This window comes from Paenibacillus sp. FSL P4-0081 (assembly GCF_000758565.1).
GTDB lineage: Bacteria > Bacillota > Bacilli > Paenibacillales > Paenibacillaceae > Paenibacillus_AQ > Paenibacillus_AQ phytohabitans.
In genome coordinates, this window is record NZ_CP009280.1 from 122,322 (window position 1) to 143,157 (window position 20,836).

14 protein-coding genes, 10 tRNA genes, 3 rRNA genes and 1 other RNA gene are annotated in these 20,836 nt (G+C 50.6%); all 28 read left to right on the top strand.

Annotated features, from left to right (window positions below):
* Positions 1–177: 177 nt before the first annotated feature.
* The 28 genes from fba to hprK all read left to right on the top strand — a co-directional run bounded on the left by fba (position 178) and on the right by hprK (position 20,835).
* The gene (gene fba, locus P40081_RS00580; RefSeq protein ID WP_039309634.1) at positions 178–1,032 is read left to right on the top strand and encodes a class II fructose-1,6-bisphosphate aldolase; all 855 of its coding nucleotides are present in this window, start codon (positions 178–180) and stop codon (positions 1,030–1,032) included.
* Positions 1,033–1,278: 246 nt separating this feature from the next.
* The gene (locus P40081_RS00585) at positions 1,279–2,532 is read left to right on the top strand and encodes a UDP-N-acetylglucosamine 1-carboxyvinyltransferase (protein ID WP_039309636.1); all 1,254 of its coding nucleotides are present in this window, start codon (positions 1,279–1,281) and stop codon (positions 2,530–2,532) included.
* A gap of 166 nt (positions 2,533–2,698) precedes the next feature.
* Positions 2,699–4,057: a transcription termination factor Rho gene (gene rho, locus P40081_RS00590; protein WP_042132730.1), complete on the top strand. Its 1,359-nt coding sequence runs from the start codon at positions 2,699–2,701 to the stop codon at positions 4,055–4,057.
* A gap of 25 nt (positions 4,058–4,082) precedes the next feature.
* A complete protein-coding gene (locus P40081_RS00595; protein ID WP_042132731.1) occupies positions 4,083–5,360 on the top strand; it encodes a radical SAM family protein in 1,278 nt (425 codons plus the stop codon).
* A 123-nt stretch (positions 5,361–5,483) separates the two neighbouring features.
* On the top strand, positions 5,484–5,681 hold the full coding sequence (rpmE, locus tag P40081_RS00600) for a 50S ribosomal protein L31 (protein WP_039309646.1): 198 nt from the start codon (positions 5,484–5,486) through the stop codon (positions 5,679–5,681).
* A 60-nt stretch (positions 5,682–5,741) separates the two neighbouring features.
* An RNA gene (gene ffs / locus P40081_RS36920) (signal recognition particle sRNA large type) lies at positions 5,742–6,010 on the top strand.
* 269 nt (positions 6,011–6,279) lie between these two features.
* A complete protein-coding gene (gene dnaX, locus P40081_RS00605; RefSeq protein ID WP_042132732.1) occupies positions 6,280–8,049 on the top strand; it encodes a DNA polymerase III subunit gamma/tau in 1,770 nt (589 codons plus the stop codon).
* 52 nt (positions 8,050–8,101) lie between these two features.
* Positions 8,102–8,413, top strand: a complete 312-nt coding sequence (locus P40081_RS00610; protein ID WP_039309650.1) for a YbaB/EbfC family nucleoid-associated protein — start codon at positions 8,102–8,104, stop codon at positions 8,411–8,413.
* Positions 8,414–8,449: 36 nt separating this feature from the next.
* Positions 8,450–9,049 carry a recombination mediator RecR gene (gene recR, locus P40081_RS00615; protein ID WP_039309653.1) on the top strand — a complete coding sequence of 200 codons (600 nt, stop codon included), beginning with the start codon at positions 8,450–8,452 and terminating at the stop codon, positions 9,047–9,049.
* Positions 9,050–9,253: 204 nt separating this feature from the next.
* The gene (locus P40081_RS00620) at positions 9,254–9,520 is read left to right on the top strand and encodes a DUF2508 family protein (protein WP_052421604.1); all 267 of its coding nucleotides are present in this window, start codon (positions 9,254–9,256) and stop codon (positions 9,518–9,520) included.
* Between the two features lie 29 nt (positions 9,521–9,549).
* On the top strand, positions 9,550–9,816 hold the full coding sequence (locus tag P40081_RS00625; protein WP_042132733.1) for a pro-sigmaK processing inhibitor BofA family protein: 267 nt from the start codon (positions 9,550–9,552) through the stop codon (positions 9,814–9,816).
* 302 nt (positions 9,817–10,118) lie between these two features.
* Positions 10,119–11,676 (top strand): 16S ribosomal RNA (locus tag P40081_RS00630).
* Between the two features lie 124 nt (positions 11,677–11,800).
* Positions 11,801–11,917: ribosomal RNA gene (gene rrf, locus P40081_RS00635) — 5S ribosomal RNA — on the top strand.
* 44 nt (positions 11,918–11,961) lie between these two features.
* Positions 11,962–12,038 (top strand) — tRNA-Ile (locus P40081_RS00640).
* Between the two features lie 29 nt (positions 12,039–12,067).
* Positions 12,068–12,143: transfer RNA gene (locus P40081_RS00645), tRNA-Ala, on the top strand.
* Positions 12,144–12,298: 155 nt separating this feature from the next.
* Positions 12,299–15,229, top strand: a 23S ribosomal RNA gene (locus P40081_RS00650).
* Together the 16S, 23S and 5S rRNA genes with 10 tRNA genes alongside form the textbook arrangement of a ribosomal RNA operon.
* An 82-nt stretch (positions 15,230–15,311) precedes the next feature.
* Positions 15,312–15,403, top strand: a tRNA-Ser gene (locus P40081_RS00655).
* Between the two features lie 24 nt (positions 15,404–15,427).
* Positions 15,428–15,504 (top strand) — tRNA-Met (locus tag P40081_RS00660).
* 9 nt (positions 15,505–15,513) lie between these two features.
* A tRNA-Val gene (locus P40081_RS00665) sits at positions 15,514–15,589 on the top strand.
* Between the two features lie 30 nt (positions 15,590–15,619).
* Positions 15,620–15,695 (top strand) — tRNA-Thr (locus P40081_RS00670).
* 18 nt (positions 15,696–15,713) lie between these two features.
* Positions 15,714–15,791 (top strand) — tRNA-Asp (locus P40081_RS00675).
* A 28-nt stretch (positions 15,792–15,819) separates the two neighbouring features.
* A tRNA-Phe gene (locus P40081_RS00680) sits at positions 15,820–15,895 on the top strand.
* Positions 15,896–15,899: 4 nt separating this feature from the next.
* Positions 15,900–15,982, top strand: a tRNA-Tyr gene (locus P40081_RS00685).
* 11 nt (positions 15,983–15,993) lie between these two features.
* Positions 15,994–16,066, top strand: a tRNA-Lys gene (locus P40081_RS00690).
* A 153-nt stretch (positions 16,067–16,219) separates the two neighbouring features.
* Positions 16,220–17,164: an NAD(P)/FAD-dependent oxidoreductase gene (locus P40081_RS00695; RefSeq protein WP_042132734.1), complete on the top strand. Its 945-nt coding sequence runs from the start codon at positions 16,220–16,222 to the stop codon at positions 17,162–17,164.
* A gap of 116 nt (positions 17,165–17,280) precedes the next feature.
* Positions 17,281–18,378 carry a PucR family transcriptional regulator gene (locus tag P40081_RS00700; protein ID WP_052421605.1) on the top strand — a complete coding sequence of 366 codons (1,098 nt, stop codon included), beginning with the start codon at positions 17,281–17,283 and terminating at the stop codon, positions 18,376–18,378.
* Between the two features lie 109 nt (positions 18,379–18,487).
* The gene (locus tag P40081_RS00705; RefSeq protein WP_042132735.1) at positions 18,488–19,609 is read left to right on the top strand and encodes an ABC transporter ATP-binding protein; all 1,122 of its coding nucleotides are present in this window, start codon (positions 18,488–18,490) and stop codon (positions 19,607–19,609) included.
* Positions 19,610–19,896: 287 nt separating this feature from the next.
* Positions 19,897–20,835, top strand: a complete 939-nt coding sequence (gene hprK / locus P40081_RS00710) for an HPr(Ser) kinase/phosphatase (RefSeq protein WP_042132736.1) — start codon at positions 19,897–19,899, stop codon at positions 20,833–20,835.
* Position 20,836: the final 1 nt, after the last annotated feature.

Sequence of the window (20,836 nt, forward strand, 5' to 3'; positions counted from 1 at the left end):
GTTATGGATACGCTAAAGAGGGAAAGTCCCGCAGGAATATGGGCTGGCTGAATATCGTCCCACCGGGACATTTTTTTGTGTATCCTATTTAGTATTTGACACAGGATGTGCTATAATAGGCCTGTATGTGATGTCGGCTTATATAAGCAACTCAAACATTTTAGGAGGATTGAAACCATGCCATTAGTATCTATGACAGACATGTTAACCAAAGCACTTGAAGGAAAATATGCAGTTGGCCAGTTCAACATCAATAACCTGGAGTGGACTCAAGCGATTCTTGGTGCAGCAGAAGAAGAGAAATCACCAGTAATCCTTGGCGTATCCGAAGGTGCAGCTCGTCACATGGGCGGCTTCTACACTGTAGTTAAGATGGTTGAAGGTCTTATTCATGACATGAAAATTACCGTTCCTGTAGCAATCCACTTGGACCACGGTTCAAGCTTTGACAAATGTAAGGATGCAATCGATGCCGGATTTACTTCCGTAATGATCGACGGCTCCCACCACCCAATCGACGAGAACATTGAAATGACCAAGAAGGTCGTTGAATATGCTCATGCTAAAGGTGTTTCTGTAGAAGCTGAAGTTGGTACTGTAGGCGGACAGGAAGATGACGTTATCGGCGGCATCCAATACGCTGACCTTAACGAATGCGTACGCATCGTTAAAGAAACCGGCATCGACACATTGGCTCCGGCACTGGGTTCCGTACATGGTCCTTACCTGGGCGAACCGAACCTTGGATTCAAGGAAATGGAAGAAATTCGTGATGCAGTTAACCTTCCGCTCGTACTTCACGGCGGTACTGGTATTCCTGTACATGACATTCAGAAGTCCATCTCCCTGGGTACTTCCAAGATCAACGTAAACACAGAGAACCAAATCGCGTTTGCCAAAGTAGTCCGCGAAGTTCTGGCTGCTAAACCGGATGCTTACGATCCGCGTACATTCATCGCACCAGGCCGCGAAGCCATCAAACAAACCGTTATTGGCAAAATCCGTGAATTCGGATCCAGCAACAAAGCGTAATTTTAACTCTGCCGCGTAACGGGACAGGTTATTTCCTGCTGTCCCGCCTGCATATCTTTATCAGAAGAGTGCACCGCATAGCCGGTGTCTTTCCGGTAAAGTCATTTCAGATTTCCTCAGAAACGGGTGCCGTCCTTAAGTTAGGGCGGCGCAGCCGTTTCTTCTTCTAATGACCATGTCACCACAAGCCACAGCTGGTATTGCCAGAACAAGCCGCAATACACGTAGGGGGAACCAGATAAATTTATGGAAAAATTAATGATTGGCGGCGGACGTCCGCTAGAGGGCGTTGTAACCATCAGCGGAGCAAAGAACAGCGCAATTGCGCTTATTCCAGCGGCGATTTTGGCGGAATCTGAAGTTGTGCTGGATAACCTGCCTGCTCTTAGTGATGTGGCCGTTTACTCCGAAATTCTGGAGGAGCTTGGCGCGAGTGTATCGTGGACCGGCAGCCAGATGAGAATTAATCCCTCCCGTATCGTATCCATTCCCATGCCTAACGGACCGGTCAAGAAACTCCGGGCTTCTTATTATATGATGGGTGCGCTTCTCGGCAGATTCAAAGAGGCGACGATTGGTCTTCCCGGCGGCTGTAATTTTGAGCCGCGTCCGATTGACCAGCATATCAAAGGCTTTGAGGCGCTTGGTGCGACTGTAACCAACGATCATGGCTCTATTCACTTGTATGCCAAAGAACTGCGTGGTGCCAAGATTTATCTGGATGTATCCAGCGTTGGAGCCACAATAAATATTATGCTGGCGGCCTCACGTGCCAAAGGCTCTACAATTATTGAAAATGCGGCTAAAGAGCCTGAGATTATAGATGTAGCTACCCTATTAAACTCTATGGGCGCTGTTATTAAAGGCGCCGGTACAGAAACGATCCGGATTGAAGGCGTAACTGAAATGCATGGTTGCCGCCATTCCATCATTCCTGACCGAATTCAAGCGGGAACATATATGATTGCCGCTGCGGCAACGCGTGGCAATGTGCTGATAGATAACGTGATTCCCAAGCATCTGGAGGCGCTGACTGCCAAGCTGCTGGAAATGGGAGTAGATATAGAAGAGCTGGATGAGAGTATCCGGGTCATCGGCAGAGCCAAGTACCAGCATGCTGATGTCAAAGCATTGATATACCCCGGCTTCGCCACCGATTTGCAATCTCCGATGACAAGTATGCTAACTCAAGCGGAAGGCGTTAGCGTCTTGAGCGATTTCGTATACAGCAACCGGTTCAAGCATGTCCCTGAATTAGTCCGTATGGGCGCCAAGATTCGCGTCGAAGGGCGTTCTGCAATTATTGAGGGCGGCAAGCTCAATGCCGCGAAGGTGAAGGCTGCCGATTTACGGGCAGGTGCGGCTCTGGTCATTGCCGGACTCACCGTTGAGGAAGGGATTACCGAAGTGACAGGCGTGGAGTATATAGACCGCGGTTATGATAACCTCGTAAGCAACCTGCGCAATTTAGGTGCCGAAGTCTGGCGCGAGAACGAATAAGTATGTACCCGGAACGATTGGAAGGAGCATAATTTGCCTTTAAACTGCATATCTCCTTCCAATTCGGGTAATCCTATCCTAATAAGCATTTTCATAGACTCATATTTTGCCCGGCAAAGAACGCCGGAAGAACTCATTATAAAAATTGAATAGGTGGTTATCACACATGGATCTTCAAATTTCCGATCTGGAAGAAATGAAGCTGACCGATCTGTATAAGCTGGCTAAGAAATACCAGATCCCTTATTACGGAACGCTCAAGAAGCGGGAGCTGATCTTCGCGATTCTCCGGGCGCAGGCTGAGCAGAGCGGTCTTATGTTTATGGAAGGCGTGCTTGAGATCCTGCCGGAAGGCTACGGTTTCCTTAGACCGATTAACTACTTGCCGAGTGCGGAGGATATTTATATCTCGGCTTCGCAGATCCGCAAGTTTGATCTTAGAAGCGGCGACCTTGTATCCGGGAAATGCCGTACACCCAAAGAGAATGAACGTTATTTCGGATTGCTTCAAGTCAATGCCGTCAATGGTGAGAATCCGGCCAGTGCAGCTGAACGATTACATTTCCCGGCTCTTACACCTCTTTATCCGCAAGACAAGCTGCCGCTTGAAACTTCCTCTGCCCATTTATCTACCCGTATAATGGATTTGCTTGCTCCTGTAGGTTTAGGACAGCGCGGTTTGATTGTAGCACCTCCCAAAGCAGGAAAGACGCTCCTCCTAAAAGAAATTGCCAACAGTATCTCCACTAACAATCCTGAGATCGCATTGTTTGTACTGCTGATTGATGAACGTCCCGAGGAAGTAACGGATATGCAGCGTTCTGTTAAGGGCGAGGTAGTAGCTTCAACGTTCGACGAGCTTCCGGAGAACCATATCAAAGTGGCTGAGCTTGTGCTTCAACGGGCACTGCGTCTGGTCGAGCACAAGAAAGATGTCGTTATTCTGCTGGACAGTATTACCCGGCTGGCCCGTGCTTACAATCTCGTAGTTCCGCCATCCGGCCGGACACTGAGCGGAGGGATTGATCCTGCGGCCTTCCATCGTCCTAAGCGTTTCTTCGGTTCCGCGCGGAACGTAGAAGAAGGCGGAAGCCTGACCATACTTGCAACAGCGCTGATTGATACCGGATCACGCATGGACGATATTATTTACGAAGAATTCAAAGGCACAGGGAACATGGAGCTTCACCTGGACCGCAAGCTGGCAGAACGCCGTATCTTCCCGGCCATCGATATCCGCCGTTCGGGTACACGCCGCGAGGAAGTATTGCTTAGCAAGGAAGAACTGGATACCATCTGGTCAATCCGTAAAAATATGAATGAATCCTACGACTTTGTAGAAGGATTCCTGAAGAAACTGCGTGACACCAAGACGAATGCTGAGTTCCTGGCCTCTTTTGATGTGGCGGGCAACAAGGATTCTTCGTCAGCAAACAGTACCGCCAGCAAAGGCGGAACATCGAACAGCGGCTCATCGGCCCGCCGAACCACGCGGCCCAAGACACCTTCTGTACCTACAACCTGAGAATTGATAACAAGAGGAGACTAACATGTATTTGGTATATGCCGACGGGCAAGGAAACGTATATGATCATCCCGAGCTGTACGGGCTGGCCCGCAGCGGGGATATGATTGTTGAGATACTGGAGGAAGAATTGATCCCGCTGCCTGAAGGCGCTACTCTGGTGGGGCTGCCTAATACGCGGGCAATCGGGATGGATCCCGGGACAGGTGAAATGCTGCCGTTGCCTTTAGGCTCACAGGCTGTTGGAGCGCTGTTGCCGCAGGGCTTTACCCGTCTGTGCCTTCCCGGCTATGTCAAGACAGACAAGACGTATAAGCTTCCGCTCTTCGGTTATTCCGCTGTAGTATGGAAGGATGGCGGATTCTACGTAGCGGCGGATCCTACAGATGATACGGAGCAGTGGAATCCTTTGAATTGTGACCGCGGGGATGTAGAGATTGGCGTCAGTGATTTGACCGCCAAGTACCCGGAGAACCGTCTCTATAATCATCTGTCCAACTGCGCACTGGAATACGAATGCCTGACCTCGTCCAATACCTTCTTGGGCCGCTGGGAAGGTGCTGTTCCGGTCTCCTACTCGTGCAATGCCGGCTGCTTCGGCTGTATCTCGGAACAGCCCGATGACAGCGGGTTTGTGTCGCCGCAGACGCGGATGAACTTCCGTCCTACAGTGAGCGAAGTTTCACAAGTCATGCTGGAGCACCTGAAGACGCCGGAGTCGATTGTAAGCTTTGGACAGGGCTGTGAAGGCGAACCTTCTACCCAGGCGAAGATAATCATTGAGTCCATCCGTGAAGTACGCTCTATTACAGATATGGGTTATATCAATATCAATACGAACGCAGGATTAAGCGATCATATCCGCGGCATTGTGGATGCTGGTCTTGACCTTATGCGGGTCAGTACAATCAGTGCGCTGGATGATCACTATAATGCATACTACAAGCCGCGCGGCTATACTTTGGCTAATGTAGAGAAGTCCCTGAAATATGCAGCTTCACAGGGTGTATATACTTCCATTAACTATTTGATCTTCCCGGGTGTCACGGACCGCGAGGAAGAGATTGAGGCGATGGTTGAGTTCGTCAGACGTACAGATATCAAGCTGATTCAGATGCGGAATCTTAATATTGACCCGGAGAGCTATCTGGAGCTGATTCCTCCCGCTCAAGGTGAGATTCTCGGAATGAAGACGATGCTGGAGATCTTCCGCGAGGAGCTTCCGGATGTTGTGATCGGTTCCTTCACTCATGTTCCGCCTGCAGAACTAGCCCGTGCCAAGCAGCGCAGAGTGCACCAGTAACCGCTGAGTTGAGTCTTGCCAAACCTATTGCAGCCCCCTCAGCTTCCATGCTAAAATGTAGCTTGCGTAATCATATAACTCTAAGCCCGCATGAGGCTTAGGGCGTGAGAGGTGAATATTCAAATGCAAACAGCAATTCAACCCAAGTACAATGTAACTAAGGTGACCTGCGCCTGCGGCAACTCCTTTGAAGCTGGCTCTGCCAAGGAAGAGCTGCGCGTCGAAATTTGCTCCAGCTGCCATCCGTTCTTCACCGGCAAGCAGAAGTTCCTGGATGCCGGCGGCCGAGTTGATAAGTTCAAGAAGAAATACGGCATTTAATTGTTCTTCCATTTTATTGTTAGTTGATTTTTGTCCGGCCGTAGGCTATACTTATCTTCGCCGTGCTAGACGGGGAGGTAGCGGTGCCCTGTAACTCGCAATCCGCTGTAGCGAGGTTGAATTCCTGTTAGAGGTGCTGTCGATGTGAGGCCTTGGTTCCTATGGGCTGTGTTGACGGTTGGGTCCTCCGCAATGAGTGCTTGTGAACCTGGTCAGGTCCGGAAGGAAGCAGCCATAAGTGAGTTTACTCTTGTGCCGGAGGGTGGCCTAGCCCGAGCAGTTTTGTAGGGTTGCCGCTTGGATCGCAGTCATCAATAACGGGTGCACGGTTTAAATACTATTATGATAGCGTCTTTGCCACAAGCGAAGATGCTTTTTGTTTTTGAAAGATAAGAAAGTATATGCTTCATCCTACTTTATCCAAATACTCCCGCTGATACGGATGCCTGAAAGTGATATGAGGTATCGCTGCATCGGAAGCATAGGCCTCGTTAGAGGACGGCGAAAGCGCTTCTGCTTGGTCAAAGACTGGGGAATATAGTATAATAAATTAGCGACAAATGCCGGAAAGCGGCAGCCTGAGAGAGGGTAATGCATAGTGGAACATATCGCGCTGTACCGTGCTTGGCGGCCGCAGTCGTTTCAGGATATGGTAGGGCAGCAGCATATTATCCAGACGCTGCAGAATGCGATCCGTGAACAGCGGGTTTCGCATGCGTATCTGTTCAGCGGCCCGCGGGGGACCGGTAAGACGAGTGCGGCCAAGGTACTGGCCAAAGCGGTCAATTGCGAGCGGGGTCCGGGTCCGGAGCCGTGCAATGAATGTCCGTCTTGTCTGCGGATCACAGCGGGCAACGTAATGGATGTCCAGGAGATTGACGCGGCCTCCAACCGGGGTGTTGAAGAGATTCGCGATCTGCGGGATAAGGTGAAATATGCACCTACCGAAGTACGCCGTAAAGTGTATATTATTGATGAAGTGCATATGCTGACAACAGAAGCATTCAATGCCCTGCTTAAGACGCTGGAAGAACCGCCGCCGCATGTCATGTTTATTCTGGCTACGACAGAGCCGCATAAACTGCCGGCTACGATCATCTCACGCTGCCAGCGGTTTGACTTCCGCCGGGTTTCCCTGGAGGAGCAGACCGGACGGCTGAGAGAGATATGCCAGAAGGAAGGCATTACGGCAGATGCGGACGCACTGCAGTACATCGCCCGTCTGTCCGACGGAGGGATGCGGGATGCGCTGAGCATACTTGATCAGATCTCGTCTTTCACAGACGGGAATGTGACGTATCAGCAGGTGCTGGGCATGACTGGAGGAATTCCATCCGAACAGTTCGCCCGTCTGGCTACAGCCATTTTGGAGAGTGATATGGGGCTGCTGCTGGAGCTTGTCGAGCAGTTGATGCACGAGGGCAAGAGTGCCGACAAATGTCTGGAGAATCTTTTGTATTATTTCCGTGATTTACTTATGATCAAGATGGTACCGGGGGCAGACCAGTTAACCGACCGTGTACTGAATCCGGCGGAATTCCGTGATATGGCAGCAGCCTTTACCCGTGACCGGCTGTTCCTGATTGTGGAGACGCTGAGCCGCTATCTGGGTGAGATGAAATATGCCACTCACCCGCAGACTTTATTTGAAGTAGCGCTGATGAAGCTGTGCAGTACCCAGCAGGATGCGGCTCCTTCAGCGGGCGCTCCGTCTTTGAGTGCTGTAGCACCGGAAGCGGGAAGAAGTTCTTCCCCGGCGGATTCGGGGGAACTGGATGCACTCAAACGGCAGATTGCTGCGCTGGAGAAGAAGCTTGAGCAGGCAATCCAATCCGGAGGTGTGGCCGGCGGGCGAGAGCAGGCTGCGCCGCAGAGAGCGGCCGCCCCGCCAAGCGCTCCAAGAGTATCATCTGCAGGCAAGCTTCCGCCGCAGCTCGATAAGTTCATTGCGGGTAAAGACAGCGCTGACTTTGGCAATGTGTATAAGCAGTGGAGCCAGGTTCTGCAGGGCGTGAAGGAAGAGAAAGTAACTGTGCATGCGTGGTTTGTAGATGGAGAACCGGTTGCAGTCATGGAAGATGCAGTGCTGGTCGCCTTCAAGAATACAATTCACCGGGATACGACTGAGAAGCCGGCCAACCGGCAGGTCATCGAGAACGTGATGTCTGCTAAGCTGGGTAAGCCATACCGGCTGGTGACGATGATGCTGCGTGACTGGAATGAGGCTGCGACCAAGTCAGCTTCCAAGGCCAGCACAGAAGAACTGCATCTGGAGCATGAGCACGAGACTATAGAAGCTAAACCCGAACCATGGATTGACGAGGCGATCCAGCTCTTTGGAGAAGACCTTGTTGTCATAAAGGAATAGAGCCTCAAGCATACTAGCGCAGATAACGCGCATCCCAAAGGAGAGACGATGTATGAATAATATGAACCAAATGATGAAGCAGGTTAAAAAAATGCAGGAGCAGATGCTCAAAGCCCAGGAAGAACTAGGCGGTAAGACCATTGAAGGCTCATCCGGCGGCGGCGTGGTTACCGTTCAGGTGAACGGCCACAAAAAATTGCTCTCCATTCAGATTAAACCGGAGGTTGTTGATCCGGAAGATATCGAAATGCTGCAGGATCTGGTGATCACTGCTGTTAATGATGCTCTTACCCAGGCTGAAGAGTTGGCTAACAACGATATGGGTAAATTCACCGGCGGAATGAAGATCCCTGGCTTATTCTAGGCGTACTCCACTCCCGACCAAAGGAGAACCATTACTTTGTATTATCCAGAACCGCTAGCCAAGCTGATAGAAGCTTTTACACGTTTACCAGGGATTGGTCCGAAGACAGCAGCCCGGCTGGCCTTTCATGTGCTTAACATGAAGGAGGATGAGGTGATTGATTTCGCCAAAGCCCTGGTCAGTGTTAAACGGAATCTTCATTATTGCTCGGTCTGCTGTAATATTACCGATACTGACCCGTGCCGGATCTGTCAGGACAAAACCCGCGATGCTTCGATAATCTGTGTGGTTCAGGACTCCAAGGATCTGGTAGCCATAGAGAGAACCAAAGAGTTTGACGGCTACTATCATGTGCTGCAGGGGGCCATCTCCCCGATGGAGGGCATCGGACCTGATGATATACGGCTGAAGGAGCTGCTGACCAGACTCAGTGATGAGCGGGTCAAGGAGCTGATTATGGCGACCAATCCCAACATTGAGGGCGAGGCCACGGCCATGTATATCTCCCGTCTAGTCCGTCCGTTCGAGATCAAGATCACGAGAATCGCCCATGGCTTGCCTGTAGGCGGCGATCTTGAGTATGCGGATGAGGTAACCCTGTCGAAGGCGCTGGAAGGCCGTCGTGAGCTGTTCTGAGTGTTCTGACAATGAATTGTACTTGAAGAGGCCCTTGGGGCCTCTTTTTTTATTAGATATAGACTCCAGGGGCAGCCAGCATTCAACAAAAGAGCAGACGAGCACTGACTCATGGTTCTAAGTTTGTCCCTATTCCGATATGTATGAGATTAACGGGTGTGCGGCACCGGCTGCGCCAGTAGTCATTCATAGGAGGGGATTGCAATGGGATGGTGGAACACGAAATGGCTGGGCAGAGATGCAGAAGGAGCGAATAATGCCCATACGGAAGAAGAGTGGGGTACAGTGTACCATGAGGTCCGCAAAGCGCAGTCGGAGTGGGAACGGGCATATCTGATGTTTGATGAGGCGATGGGGCAGGACCAGATTGATTATGCCATCTATATACTCGAGGCGGCCGAGCGTAAATACCAGATCCATCTTAAGCATGCCAAGAGACTGGGGCTGAACCGGAGCCGGCTGCCGATGTAACCGGAATAAATATTGAAGGGGGGATCGCAATGCTAAGAACTGTTGCAATGGGTGTACTGATTCTGTCGGGGCTCCTGTTAATTCTAATTGTATTCAGAAAAAAACTGGGGTGGGCATGGATAAGTGTATTTGGAACTCATCTTATTCTGGCTGCAATCGGAATTTATATCGTTAACTTCTCCGGTATTCTAACGGATGTACACATCCCGCTGAATCCCACAACCATAGGCGCAGTAACGATTCTTGGGCTGCCCGGGGTACTAATGCTGCTGGGTTTAAAATTAACTTTGTTTTAATGGTTGACGAGGGTTGTAGATTTATGATACATTAAGTCTCGGCCCTTTGAGCAAGATGTTCTCGGATAACTTGCTGAAAGCTAAAGCGAAAAAAGAAATTAAAAAAAAGCTTGACTGAAACAAAGGTGCTGTGATATATTATAAAGGTCGCTGCTGAAACAAATAACGGCGATAAACGATGAGACTTTGATCTTTGAAAACTGAACAACGAGTGAGTGGGAAATCACGAAAGTGACTTCCAAAAAAGAGAATGAAAATTCTCGTCAGATGTTTCAAAATGAGCAATCGCTCTTTCTAAATACAATTTGGAGAGTTTGATCCTGGCTCAGGACGAACGCTGGCGGCATGCCTAATACATGCAAGTCGAGCGGAGTAAGAATGGAAGCTTGCTTCCATTCTTACTTAGCGGCGGACGGGTGAGTAACACGTAGGCAACCTGCCCTCAAGACTGGGATAACTACCGGAAACGGTAGCTAATACCGGATAATTTCTTTCCTCTCCTGAAGAGAGAATGAAAGGCGGAGCAATCTGCCACTTGGGGATGGGCCTGCGGCGCATTAGCTAGTTGGTGGGGTAACGGCTCACCAAGGCGACGATGCGTAGCCGACCTGAGAGGGTGAACGGCCACACTGGGACTGAGACACGGCCCAGACTCCTACGGGAGGCAGCAGTAGGGAATCTTCCGCAATGGGCGAAAGCCTGACGGAGCAATGCCGCGTGAGTGATGAAGGTTTTCGGATCGTAAAGCTCTGTTGCCAGGGAAGAACGTCCGGTAGAGTAACTGCTACCGGAGTGACGGTACCTGAGAAGAAAGCCCCGGCTAACTACGTGCCAGCAGCCGCGGTAATACGTAGGGGGCAAGCGTTGTCCGGAATTATTGGGCGTAAAGCGCGCGCAGGCGGTCATTTAAGTCTGGTGTTTAAACCTTGGGCTCAACCTGGGGTCGCACTGGAAACTGGGTGACTTGAGTACAGAAGAGGAAAGTGGAATTCCACGTGTAGCGGTGAAATGCGTAGATATGTGGAGGAACACCAGTGGCGAAGGCGACTTTCTGGGCTGTAACTGACGCTGAGGCGCGAAAGCGTGGGGAGCAAACAGGATTAGATACCCTGGTAGTCCACGCCGTAAACGATGAGTGCTAGGTGTTAGGGGTTTCGATACCCTTGGTGCCGAAGTTAACACAGTAAGCACTCCGCCTGGGGAGTACGGTCGCAAGACTGAAACTCAAAGGAATTGACGGGGACCCGCACAAGCAGTGGAGTATGTGGTTTAATTCGAAGCAACGCGAAGAACCTTACCAGGTCTTGACATCCCGATGAAAGCATTAGAGATAGTGCCCCTCTTCGGAGCATCGGAGACAGGTGGTGCATGGTTGTCGTCAGCTCGTGTCGTGAGATGTTGGGTTAAGTCCCGCAACGAGCGCAACCCTTGACTTTAGTTGCCAGCAGGTAAGGCTGGGCACTCTAGAGTGACTGCCGGTGACAAACCGGAGGAAGGTGGGGATGACGTCAAATCATCATGCCCCTTATGACCTGGGCTACACACGTACTACAATGGCCGGTACAACGGGAAGCGAAGCCGCGAGGTGGAGCCAATCCCAGCAAAGCCGGTCTCAGTTCGGATTGCAGGCTGCAACTCGCCTGCATGAAGTCGGAATTGCTAGTAATCGCGGATCAGCATGCCGCGGTGAATACGTTCCCGGGTCTTGTACACACCGCCCGTCACACCACGAGAGTTTACAACACCCGAAGTCGGTGGGGTAACCCGCAAGGGAGCCAGCCGCCGAAGGTGGGGTAGATGATTGGGGTGAAGTCGTAACAAGGTAGCCGTATCGGAAGGTGCGGCTGGATCACCTCCTTTCTATGGAGAATCGTCACCTGCAACGGTGACATTCAAATCGGAAGCTAGGCTTCCACAATAGAACCTCCGGGTTCGGACACTCACTCGTGTTCAGTTTTGAAAGAGCAAGTCTCTTTCGTATGCGTTTGGTGGCGATAGCGGAGGGGTTCCACACGTACCCATCCCGAACACGACCGTTAAGCCCTCCAGCGCCGATGGTACTTGGACCGAAGGGTCCTGGGAGAGTAGGACGCCGCCAAGCGAACAATCAATTTATTGGTTGATTCACAATGTTATCTGTTATATGGGCTTTTAGCTCAGTTGGTTAGAGCGCACCTCTGATAAGGGTGAGGTCGGTGGTTCGAGTCCACCAAGGCCCACCATATAACATTTTAGAATTGAATACCTCTATGGGGCCATAGCTCAGCTGGGAGAGCGCCTGCCTTGCAAGCAGGAGGTCAGCGGTTCGATCCCGCTTGGCTCCACCAATACTTCTTTACAAGATTATATGCAAGAACTTGATCCTTGAAAACTGGATACCGAAACGAATTTGCGTTTTAGAACATCTTTTAGCTGAAACTTGTGTAAGCAAGTTGAAATAGTTATTAGTTGCTACAGCGATTTTCCTAACGGAAAACGCATTGGTTAAGCTAATAAGAGCACACGGAGGATGCCTAGGCGCCAGGAGCCGACGAAGGACGTGGCGAACAACGAAACTGCCTCGGGGAGCTGTAAGCAAGCTTTGATCCGGGGGTGTCCGAATGGGGAAACCCAGCTGTGGTAATTCGCAGTTACTCGTATCTGAATACATAGGATACGCAGAGGCAGACCAGGGGAACTGAAACATCTAAGTACCCTGAGGAAGAGAAAACAATAGTGATTCCGTCAGTAGCGGCGAGCGAACGCGGAACAGCCTAAACCAAGGGGCTTGCCCCTTGGGGTTGTGGGACGTCTCACATGGAGTTACAAAGGAATATGGTAGGCGAAGAGGTCTGGAAAGGCCCGCGATAGAGGTAAAAGCCCTGTAGCCTAAACTGTGTTCTCTCCGAGACGGATCCCGAGTAGTGCGGGGCACGTGAAACCCCGTATGAATCCAGCAGGACCATCTGCTAAGGCTAAATACTACCTGGCGACCGATAGTGAAACAGTACCGTGAGGGAAAGGTGAAAAGCACCCCGGAAGGGGAGTGAAATAGAACCTGAAACCGTGTGCTTACAAAAAGTCAGAGCCCGATCTATGGGTGATGGCGTGCCTTTTGTAGAATGAACCGGCGAGTTACGTTTAACATGCAAGGTTAAGGTGAGAAGCCGGAGCCGCAGCGAAAGCGAGTCTGAATAGGGCGATTTAGTATGTGGACGTAGACCCGAAACCGTGTGATCTACCCCTGTCCAGGGTGAAGGTGCGGTAACACGCACTGGAGGCCCGAACCCACGCATGTTGAAAAATGCGGGGATGAGGTGGGGGTAGCGGAGAAATTCCAATCGAACTCGGAGATAGCTGGTTCTCCCCGAAATAGCTTTAGGGCTAGCCTCGGTGAATGGAGTGGTGGAGGTAGAGCACTGATTGGGTGCGGGGCCCGCAAGGGTTACCAAGCTCAGTCAAACTCCGAATGCCATTAACTTCTTGCCGGGAGTCAGACAGTGAGTGCTAAGATCCATTGTCAAAAGGGAAACAGCCCAGACCATCAGCTAAGGTCCCCAAGTGTGTGTTAAGTGGGAAAGGATGTGGAGTTGCACAGACAACCAGGATGTTGGCTTAGAAGCAGCCACCATTGAAAGAGTGCGTAATAGCTCACTGGTCGAGTGACTCTGCGCCGAAAATGTAACGGGGCTAAACACACCACCGAAGCTATGGCTAGATGCTTTGCATCTGGGGTAGGGGAGCGTTGTATGCAGGTTGAAGGTGTACCGTAAGGAGCGCTGGACAGCATACAAGTGAGAATGCCGGTATGAGTAACGAAAAGATCAGTGAGAATCTGATCCGCCGAAAGCCCAAGGTTTCCTGAGGAAGGCTCGTCCGCTCAGGGTAAGTCGGGACCTAAGGCGAGGCCGAAAGGCGTAGTCGAAGGACAACAGTTTGAAATTACTGTACCACCGTAATCCGCTATGAGCGATGGGGTGACGCAGGAGGGTAGTGACGCGGACTGATGGATGTGTCCGTCTAAGCAGTGAGGCTGATGTGTAGGCAAATCCGCACATCACTAAGGCTGGGCTGTGATGGGGAGCGAAAATTGTAGTAGCGAAGGTCATGATCTCACACTGCCAAGAAAAGCCTCTAGCCAGGAGAAGGTGCCCGTACCGCAAACCGACACAGGTAGGCGAGAAGAGAATTCTAAGGCGCGCGGAAGAACTCTCGTTAAGGAACTCGGCAAAATGACCTCGTAACTTCGGGAGAAGAGGTGCCTCGGTAGGGTGAATAGCCCGAGGGGGCCGCAGTGAAAAGGCCCAAGCGACTGTTTAGCAAAAACACAGGTCTGTGCGAAGCCGCAAGGCGAAGTATACGGGCTGACGCCTGCCCGGTGCTGGAAGGTTAAGGGGAGTGGTTAGGGGTTAAACCCGAAGCTGTGAACCGAAGCCCCAGTAAACGGCGGCCGTAACTATAACGGTCCTAAGGTAGCGAAATTCCTTGTCAGGTAAATTCTGACCCGCACGAATGGCGTAACGACTTGGGCGCTGTCTCAACGAGAGATCCGGTGAAATTTTAATACCTGTGAAGATGCAGGTTACCCGCGACAAGACGGAAAGACCCCATGGAGCTTTACTGCAGCTTGATATTGAATTTGGGTACGATCTGTACAGGATAGGTGGGAGCCGGTGAGGCAGGAGCGCAAGCTTCTGCGGAGGCGCCGTTGGGATACCACCCTGATCGTATCTAGGTTCTAACCTGGTGCCCTAATCGGGTACGGGGACCGTGTCAGGCGGGCAGTTTGACTGGGGCGGTCGCCTCCTAAAGAGTAACGGAGGCGTTCAAAGGTTCCCTCAGAATGGTTGGAAATCATTCGCAGAGTGCAAAGGCATAAGGGAGCTTGACTGCGAGACCTACAAGTCGAGCAGGGACGAAAGTCGGACTTAGTGATCCGGTGGTACCGCATGGAAGGGCCATCGCTCAACGGATAAAAGCTACCCTGGGGATAACAGGCTTATCTCCCCCAAGAGTCCACATCGACGGGGAGGTTTGGCACCTCGATGTCGGCTCATCGCATCCTGGGGCTGAAGTAGGTCCCAAGGGTTGGGCTGTTCGCCCATTAAAGCGGTACGCGAGCTGGGTTCAGAACGTCGTGAGACAGTTCGGTCCCTATCTGTCGTGGGCGCAGGAAATTTGAGAGGAGCTGTCCTTAGTACGAGAGGACCGGGATGGACGTACCGCTGGTGCATCAGTTGTTCCGCCAGGAGCATGGCTGAGTAGCTACGTACGGACGGGATAAGCGCTGAAAGCATCTAAGCGTGAAGCCCCCCTCAAGATGAGATTTCCCAACTAGTAAGACCCCTTGAAGACGACGAGGTAGATAGGTTGGAGGTGGAAGTGCAGCAATGCATGGAGCTGACCAATACTAATCGGTCGAGGGCTTATCCAAATTTCTTAGAGCGCAGATTCGTTTCGGATTCAGTTTTCAGGAATTAATTTCCTGTGCGGATTTACATGGCTACCATTTATTTGGAGAGATACCCAAGTGGCTATAAGGGGACCCTCTGCTAAGGGGTTAGACTGCGTAAGCGGTGCGAGGGTTCGAATCCCTCTCTCTCCGCCATTATAAATCCAATACTTGTAGTGTGGCGGCGTAGCTCAGCTGGCTAGAGCGTACGGTTCATACCCGTGAGGTCGGGGGTTCGATCCCCTCTGCCGCTACCATACATACCCGGAGGCTTAGCTCAGCTGGGAGAGCATCTGCCTTACAAGCAGAGGGTCGGGGGTTCGAACCCCTCAGCCTCCACCATTTTTAAATCTAAGATCCACCTTACACCGTGCCGGTGTAGCTCAACTGGTAGAGCAACTGACTTGTAATCAGTAGGTTGGGGGTTCAAGTCCTCTCGCCGGCACCATTTTTTACATTAAATTGTGGAACCGTGGTGTAGTTGGCCTAACATGCCTGCCTGTCACGCAGGAGATCGCGGGTTCGAATCCCGTCGGTTCCGCCATTTTTTTTGTTTTAAGGCTTGTTTTTATGGCTCGGTAGCTCAGTCGGTAGAGCAAAGGACTGAAAATCCTTGTGTCGGGGGTTCGATTCCCTCCCGCGCCACCATTATGGAGGCTTAGCGAAGTGGCCAAACGCATCAGACTGTAAATCTGCTCACGTACGTGTTCGGTGGTTCGAATCCATCAGCCTCCATCCCTTTTTATGAGCCATTAGCTCAGTTGGTAGAGCACCTGACTTTTAATCAGGGTGTCGAAGGTTCGAGTCCTTCATGGCTCATCCCAATCAAGTCATCACGTTCATGTGATGGCTTTTTTATGTTTTCTGGAGGTCTGAATATTAAAAAGTATATAAATTACCCGGATTTCGTTTAAAATAGTTCCCCTCGTTTAATTATAAGTCTATAATGCTGTAGAAATGAGGGAATGACAATTGATCTATGATGCGATTATAGTGGGCGGCGGTTTTGCGGGGCTTCAGGCGGCTATTCAATTGGGACGTTACTCGGTCCATCAGGTGCTTGTAATTGATGCAGGAGGCGGAAGATCAAGCATATGCCGGAATTATCATAATATATTGGGCTGGCCTGACGGTGTGCCGGGTGAGGAACTGCGGGCCAGGGGGAGACTTCAGGCCGAAAGGGCAGGTGTAGCGTTTCAGAAGGATAGAATAGTTAAGGCTGAGAAGCCGGACGAATTATTCATACTTCACGGAACCGGGGGGCGGCAATATGCAGGCCGGACTCTGCTGCTTGCTACAGGAGTAATGGACCGGTTTCCTGAGCTGTCGGGCTTACGGCCTGCTCTTGGCATGACGATCTATGTTTGCCCGGACTGTGATGGCTTTGAAATTCAGAACAGGCAGACCGTATTGATGGGCTCCGGTGATGTGGGTGCTAATATGGCTTTTGTTTTAAGGGAACGCACAGGTGACTTGACCTACATTAATCATGAATGTACACCCGTCTCGGCGGAAAATCGTAACCGGCTGCGGGATGAGGATATACAGTATATCGAAGAACCGGTTGCCCGCATTGAGGAAGAGAACGGAAGAATTAAGGCGGTAGCCTTGGAGAACGGTGAGGTTCTGCCGGCAGAGCGCGGATTTATTGCTTTTGGCCGGAATCCGGTACATTCTGAGCTAGCTGCACAGCTGGGAGTAACGCTTCATAAGAACAAGCATGTGGAGGCGAATAAACGTTCATTAATGACTAATATTGAGCATGTATGGGTGGCAGGAGATGTTGCAGTGCATGCGGAGCAGGCGACGGTCGCTATGGGCGAAGGAGCCATTGCCGGGATCTGGATGCATAAGACTTTGAAAAAGATGAATCCGGTAAGTCTGCCTCCAGCCAAGAAGCATTATGCAGCAAAATAGACTTTTGATTCACAACTGATCAAATGTCACTCAGGGTTCAGGAGAGCTATTCCGCAATTTGCAGCAAAATATGATAAAATAGGCGAAAAGAGCAAAAGTGGTGGAGAATGGTGACGATGGATAGTGAGGTTTTGCGTCAAAAATTGGAGCAACTCACCGGAAAGAGAACCGGAATCAAGCAGCTCGGGAGGCAGCATTCAGCTTCTCTTTTTGGCATGGGCACGGAGAAGGATCAAGAGCAGGCGGTCTTTCATGAGGGATATTTGTGGATTCCCCTATATGAGAATGACGGGCGTATAACCGCGGTGTGGGTGGAGACAGAAGGGCTGTCGCCTCTGGAACTGCAGCTGGTCAATTATGCGGGCCGTAATTTCGCGGTAGCCCTCAAGGCTACCGGGCTTAAGGAAGAAGGAGAGATGGAGGCCCGTCAGCTTAGCGGCTGGTTGAACTCGCAGCTTGAGCAAGAAAAGGATGATGCAGAGATTCCGGATGATATTACGCTGAAAGGCCGGCTGTTCGGGGATATGATTCCTTTTTTGCTGGTTAGTGAGAATGTCCATAATCCGCAGATGACATACCGTTCGTTAATGAAGCTGCTGCGCAGTTATTTCGAGAACGAAGTTCTGCTAATTCCCCTGTTGGATAAGGAATGGTTAATTTTAGCCCGTAAGGAACTGCTCACCGGCGGAGATGATAAGGAAGATGAGGAAGAAAGTGCTGAGGATCTGCTGTCTCAGACCTCTATGGGACTGCATGAACTGATCGCCAGTGAATGGGTTGGCGTCTTCCATCTGGCGGTTTCTCCGGCCATCATTCCGGTTAAAGGCCTGACAGGCTCCGTTGCTCTGCTGCGCGAGACGATTATTCTGGGCCGGATTTTCCAGGTAGGCGATTATATCCATCTGCCGTGGGAGCTTCATATGGAGCGTCTGGTGAACAGTATCCCCGATGACCGCCGCAGACAGCTGCTGGGTCAGATCGGTGATTATACGGCTGTGCTGGCGGATAAGGAAATGCTGTTGACGCTGGAGACTTTTTTTGAAATGGACTGCAATGTCAGCGAAACCGCGAAGAAGCTGTATATCCACCGGAATACACTCCTGTACAGACTCGACAAGATCAAACAGGAAACGGGAGCCGATGTCCGCAGTTTCGGGGATGCGGCGATTGTGAAGTTAGCCATGTTATTGTATAAAGTGACGAAAAGAAAATAGGATTTTTGTGAACCTTACAAATAGCCAGGAGGCCTGGTCTGGGGTAAGATAAGTGTACAAGAAAGCGTTTGATTTTCTAATCCAATAATTGACTCGAGGGGGAAATACAATGGCAGGCGTACGTTTAGAGCATATTTTCAAAAAATACCCGGGTTCTGATAAAGCAACAGTAATCGATATCAATCTTGATATTAAAGATAAGGAATTTCTCGTACTGGTTGGTCCTTCCGGTTGCGGTAAATCCACAACACTGCGTATGATCGCAGGTCTTGAAGAAATCTCTGAAGGTAAAATGTACATTGGTGACCGTGTAGTGAATGACGTGGCTCCTAAAGACCGCGATATCGCGATGGTATTCCAATCCTACGCCCTGTACCCGCATATGAGCGTGTATCAGAACATGGCTTTCGGTCTGAAACTGCGTAAAGTGAAGAAAGAAGAAATCGACAAGAAAGTGCGCGAAGCAGCAAGAATCCTCGATATCGAGCATTTGCTGGAACGCAAACCTAAGGCACTGTCCGGTGGTCAACGCCAACGTGTCGCTCTGGGCCGCGCTATTGTCCGTGATCCGCAAGTCTTCCTGATGGATGAGCCTCTTTCCAACTTGGATGCTAAACTTCGTGGTCAAATGCGTGCTGAAATCACTAAGCTGGTTAAACGTCTTGAAACCACTTGTATCTATGTAACGCATGACCAGACAGAAGCTATGACAATGGGTGACCGTATCGTAGTTATGTACGATGGTATCATTCAACAAGCAGCTTCCCCTGAAGAATTGTACAATGAGCCTACAAACCTGTTCGTTGCAGGATTCATCGGATCCCCAACAATGAACTTTATCAATGGTACACTCTCCGATGTTGGCGGCGCTGTCCGCTTCCGCGCAGATAACCTTGATGTTGAAGTTCCAGGCGGCAAAGCTACAATCCTGCGCAACAAAGGTTATATCGGCAAAGATGTAATCATGGGCGTTCGTCCAGAAGATATTCATGAAGAGCCAGTGTTCCTGGAAGCTTCCCCTAACACAATCTTCACTTCGCTGGTTGATGTTACTGAAAACCTTGGTCATGAAATGCTCCTCTACTTGAGCGGCCTTGGCGCTAACACTGTAATTGCCCGTGTAGATGGACGTTCCACTACCCGTGAAGGCAGCAAGCCTAGATTGGCAATCGACATGAACAAAATTCACCTCTTCGATAAAGAGTCCGAACTGAACATTCTGCTGGGATAAGACAAAGCACAGCGGGATATAGGTTATAATAGAAGAAAGCCGCCCTCACAGGCGGCTTTTTCTTGTATTGGGCATGTAGAGCCGGAGATAAAACGTAATGGTCCAAGGACCCGGAAAGCAGGGGATTCCGTCAGGACTGGCTTAGCAATACCGTAGGTAATAAGATTGCATTCATAGGCGTTATCAATTAAGATAGCAGGAGAATTACCTGTAGCTGGAATGGGAAAAGTTGTGAACCCGGGTGCAGGAAACGGGCACAACCGCAGGTGACGAAAGGACGGACATACATGGCTAAGAAGGTAAAGGTATCAGAACTGGTACAGCATTTTCAATTAGAGGTTGTTTCCGGACAAGAGGGTCTGAAAAGACCGATTACAGTGGATGATTTGAATCGTCCGGGACTGGAAATGGCCGGTTATTTCGAATATTATCCGGAAGAACGTGTTCAGCTGCTGGGCAAAACAGAGCTGGCCTTTTTCTCAATGCTTCCTGAGGAAGAACGCAAAAGCCGGATTCGCGGGATTTGTAACGATAATACCCCTTGTATTGTAATTACCCGTGCGCTGGACGTTCCGCAGGAGCTTATTGAGATCAGTAATGAAAAGGGATTACCTGTGCTGCGCAGCTCAATGGCGACCACTATTTTCTCGAGCAGACTGACAAGCTTCCTGGAAGGCAGACTGGCACCTACGGCAACAATCCACGGTGTTCTCTGTGATGTATATGGTGTAGGTATGCTGATTACAGGCAGCAGCGGTATCGGTAAAAGTGAAACGGCGCTCGAACTGGTTAAACGCGGGCACCGCCTGATCGCCGATGATGCCGTAGAGATCCGTCAGACCTCGGATAACCAGCTGCATGGTACAGCTCCGGAGCTCATTCGTCATTTGCTCGAAATCCGTGGGGTAGGGATTATTAATGTAATGACTCTCTTCGGTGCCGGGGCCATCCGTAATCATAAGCGGATCACACTGGTCGTTAGACTCGAGGCCTGGCAGCAGGATAAACAATATGACCGGCTCGGACTGGACGAGGAGACTACACGGATCATTGACACTGATGTGCCGCTTGTTACGATCCCCGTACGTCCGGGACGTAACCTTGCGGTAATTATCGAGGTTGCAGCGATGAACTACCGGTTGAAACAAATGGGCTTTAACGCGGCTCTACAATTTACGAATAAACTTACAGCCACCATCTCAGAAGACATGGATGATCTGGACTAGG

Coding starts and splice junctions, on each gene's coding strand:
- hprK (WP_042132736.1), top strand. CDS start 19,897: ATGGCTAAGAAGGTAAAGGTATCAGAACTGGTACAGCATTTTCAATTA.
- P40081_RS00585 (WP_039309636.1), top strand. CDS start 1,279: ATGGAAAAATTAATGATTGGCGGCGGACGTCCGCTAGAGGGCGTTGTA.
- rho (WP_042132730.1), top strand. CDS start 2,699: ATGGATCTTCAAATTTCCGATCTGGAAGAAATGAAGCTGACCGATCTG.
- fba (WP_039309634.1), top strand. CDS start 178: ATGCCATTAGTATCTATGACAGACATGTTAACCAAAGCACTTGAAGGA.
- P40081_RS00700 (WP_052421605.1), top strand. CDS start 17,281: ATGGATAGTGAGGTTTTGCGTCAAAAATTGGAGCAACTCACCGGAAAG.
- P40081_RS00595 (WP_042132731.1), top strand. CDS start 4,083: ATGTATTTGGTATATGCCGACGGGCAAGGAAACGTATATGATCATCCC.
- P40081_RS00610 (WP_039309650.1), top strand. CDS start 8,102: ATGAATAATATGAACCAAATGATGAAGCAGGTTAAAAAAATGCAGGAG.
- P40081_RS00625 (WP_042132733.1), top strand. CDS start 9,550: ATGCTAAGAACTGTTGCAATGGGTGTACTGATTCTGTCGGGGCTCCTG.
- rpmE (WP_039309646.1), top strand. CDS start 5,484: ATGCAAACAGCAATTCAACCCAAGTACAATGTAACTAAGGTGACCTGC.
- P40081_RS00620 (WP_052421604.1), top strand. CDS start 9,254: ATGGGATGGTGGAACACGAAATGGCTGGGCAGAGATGCAGAAGGAGCG.
- P40081_RS00705 (WP_042132735.1), top strand. CDS start 18,488: ATGGCAGGCGTACGTTTAGAGCATATTTTCAAAAAATACCCGGGTTCT.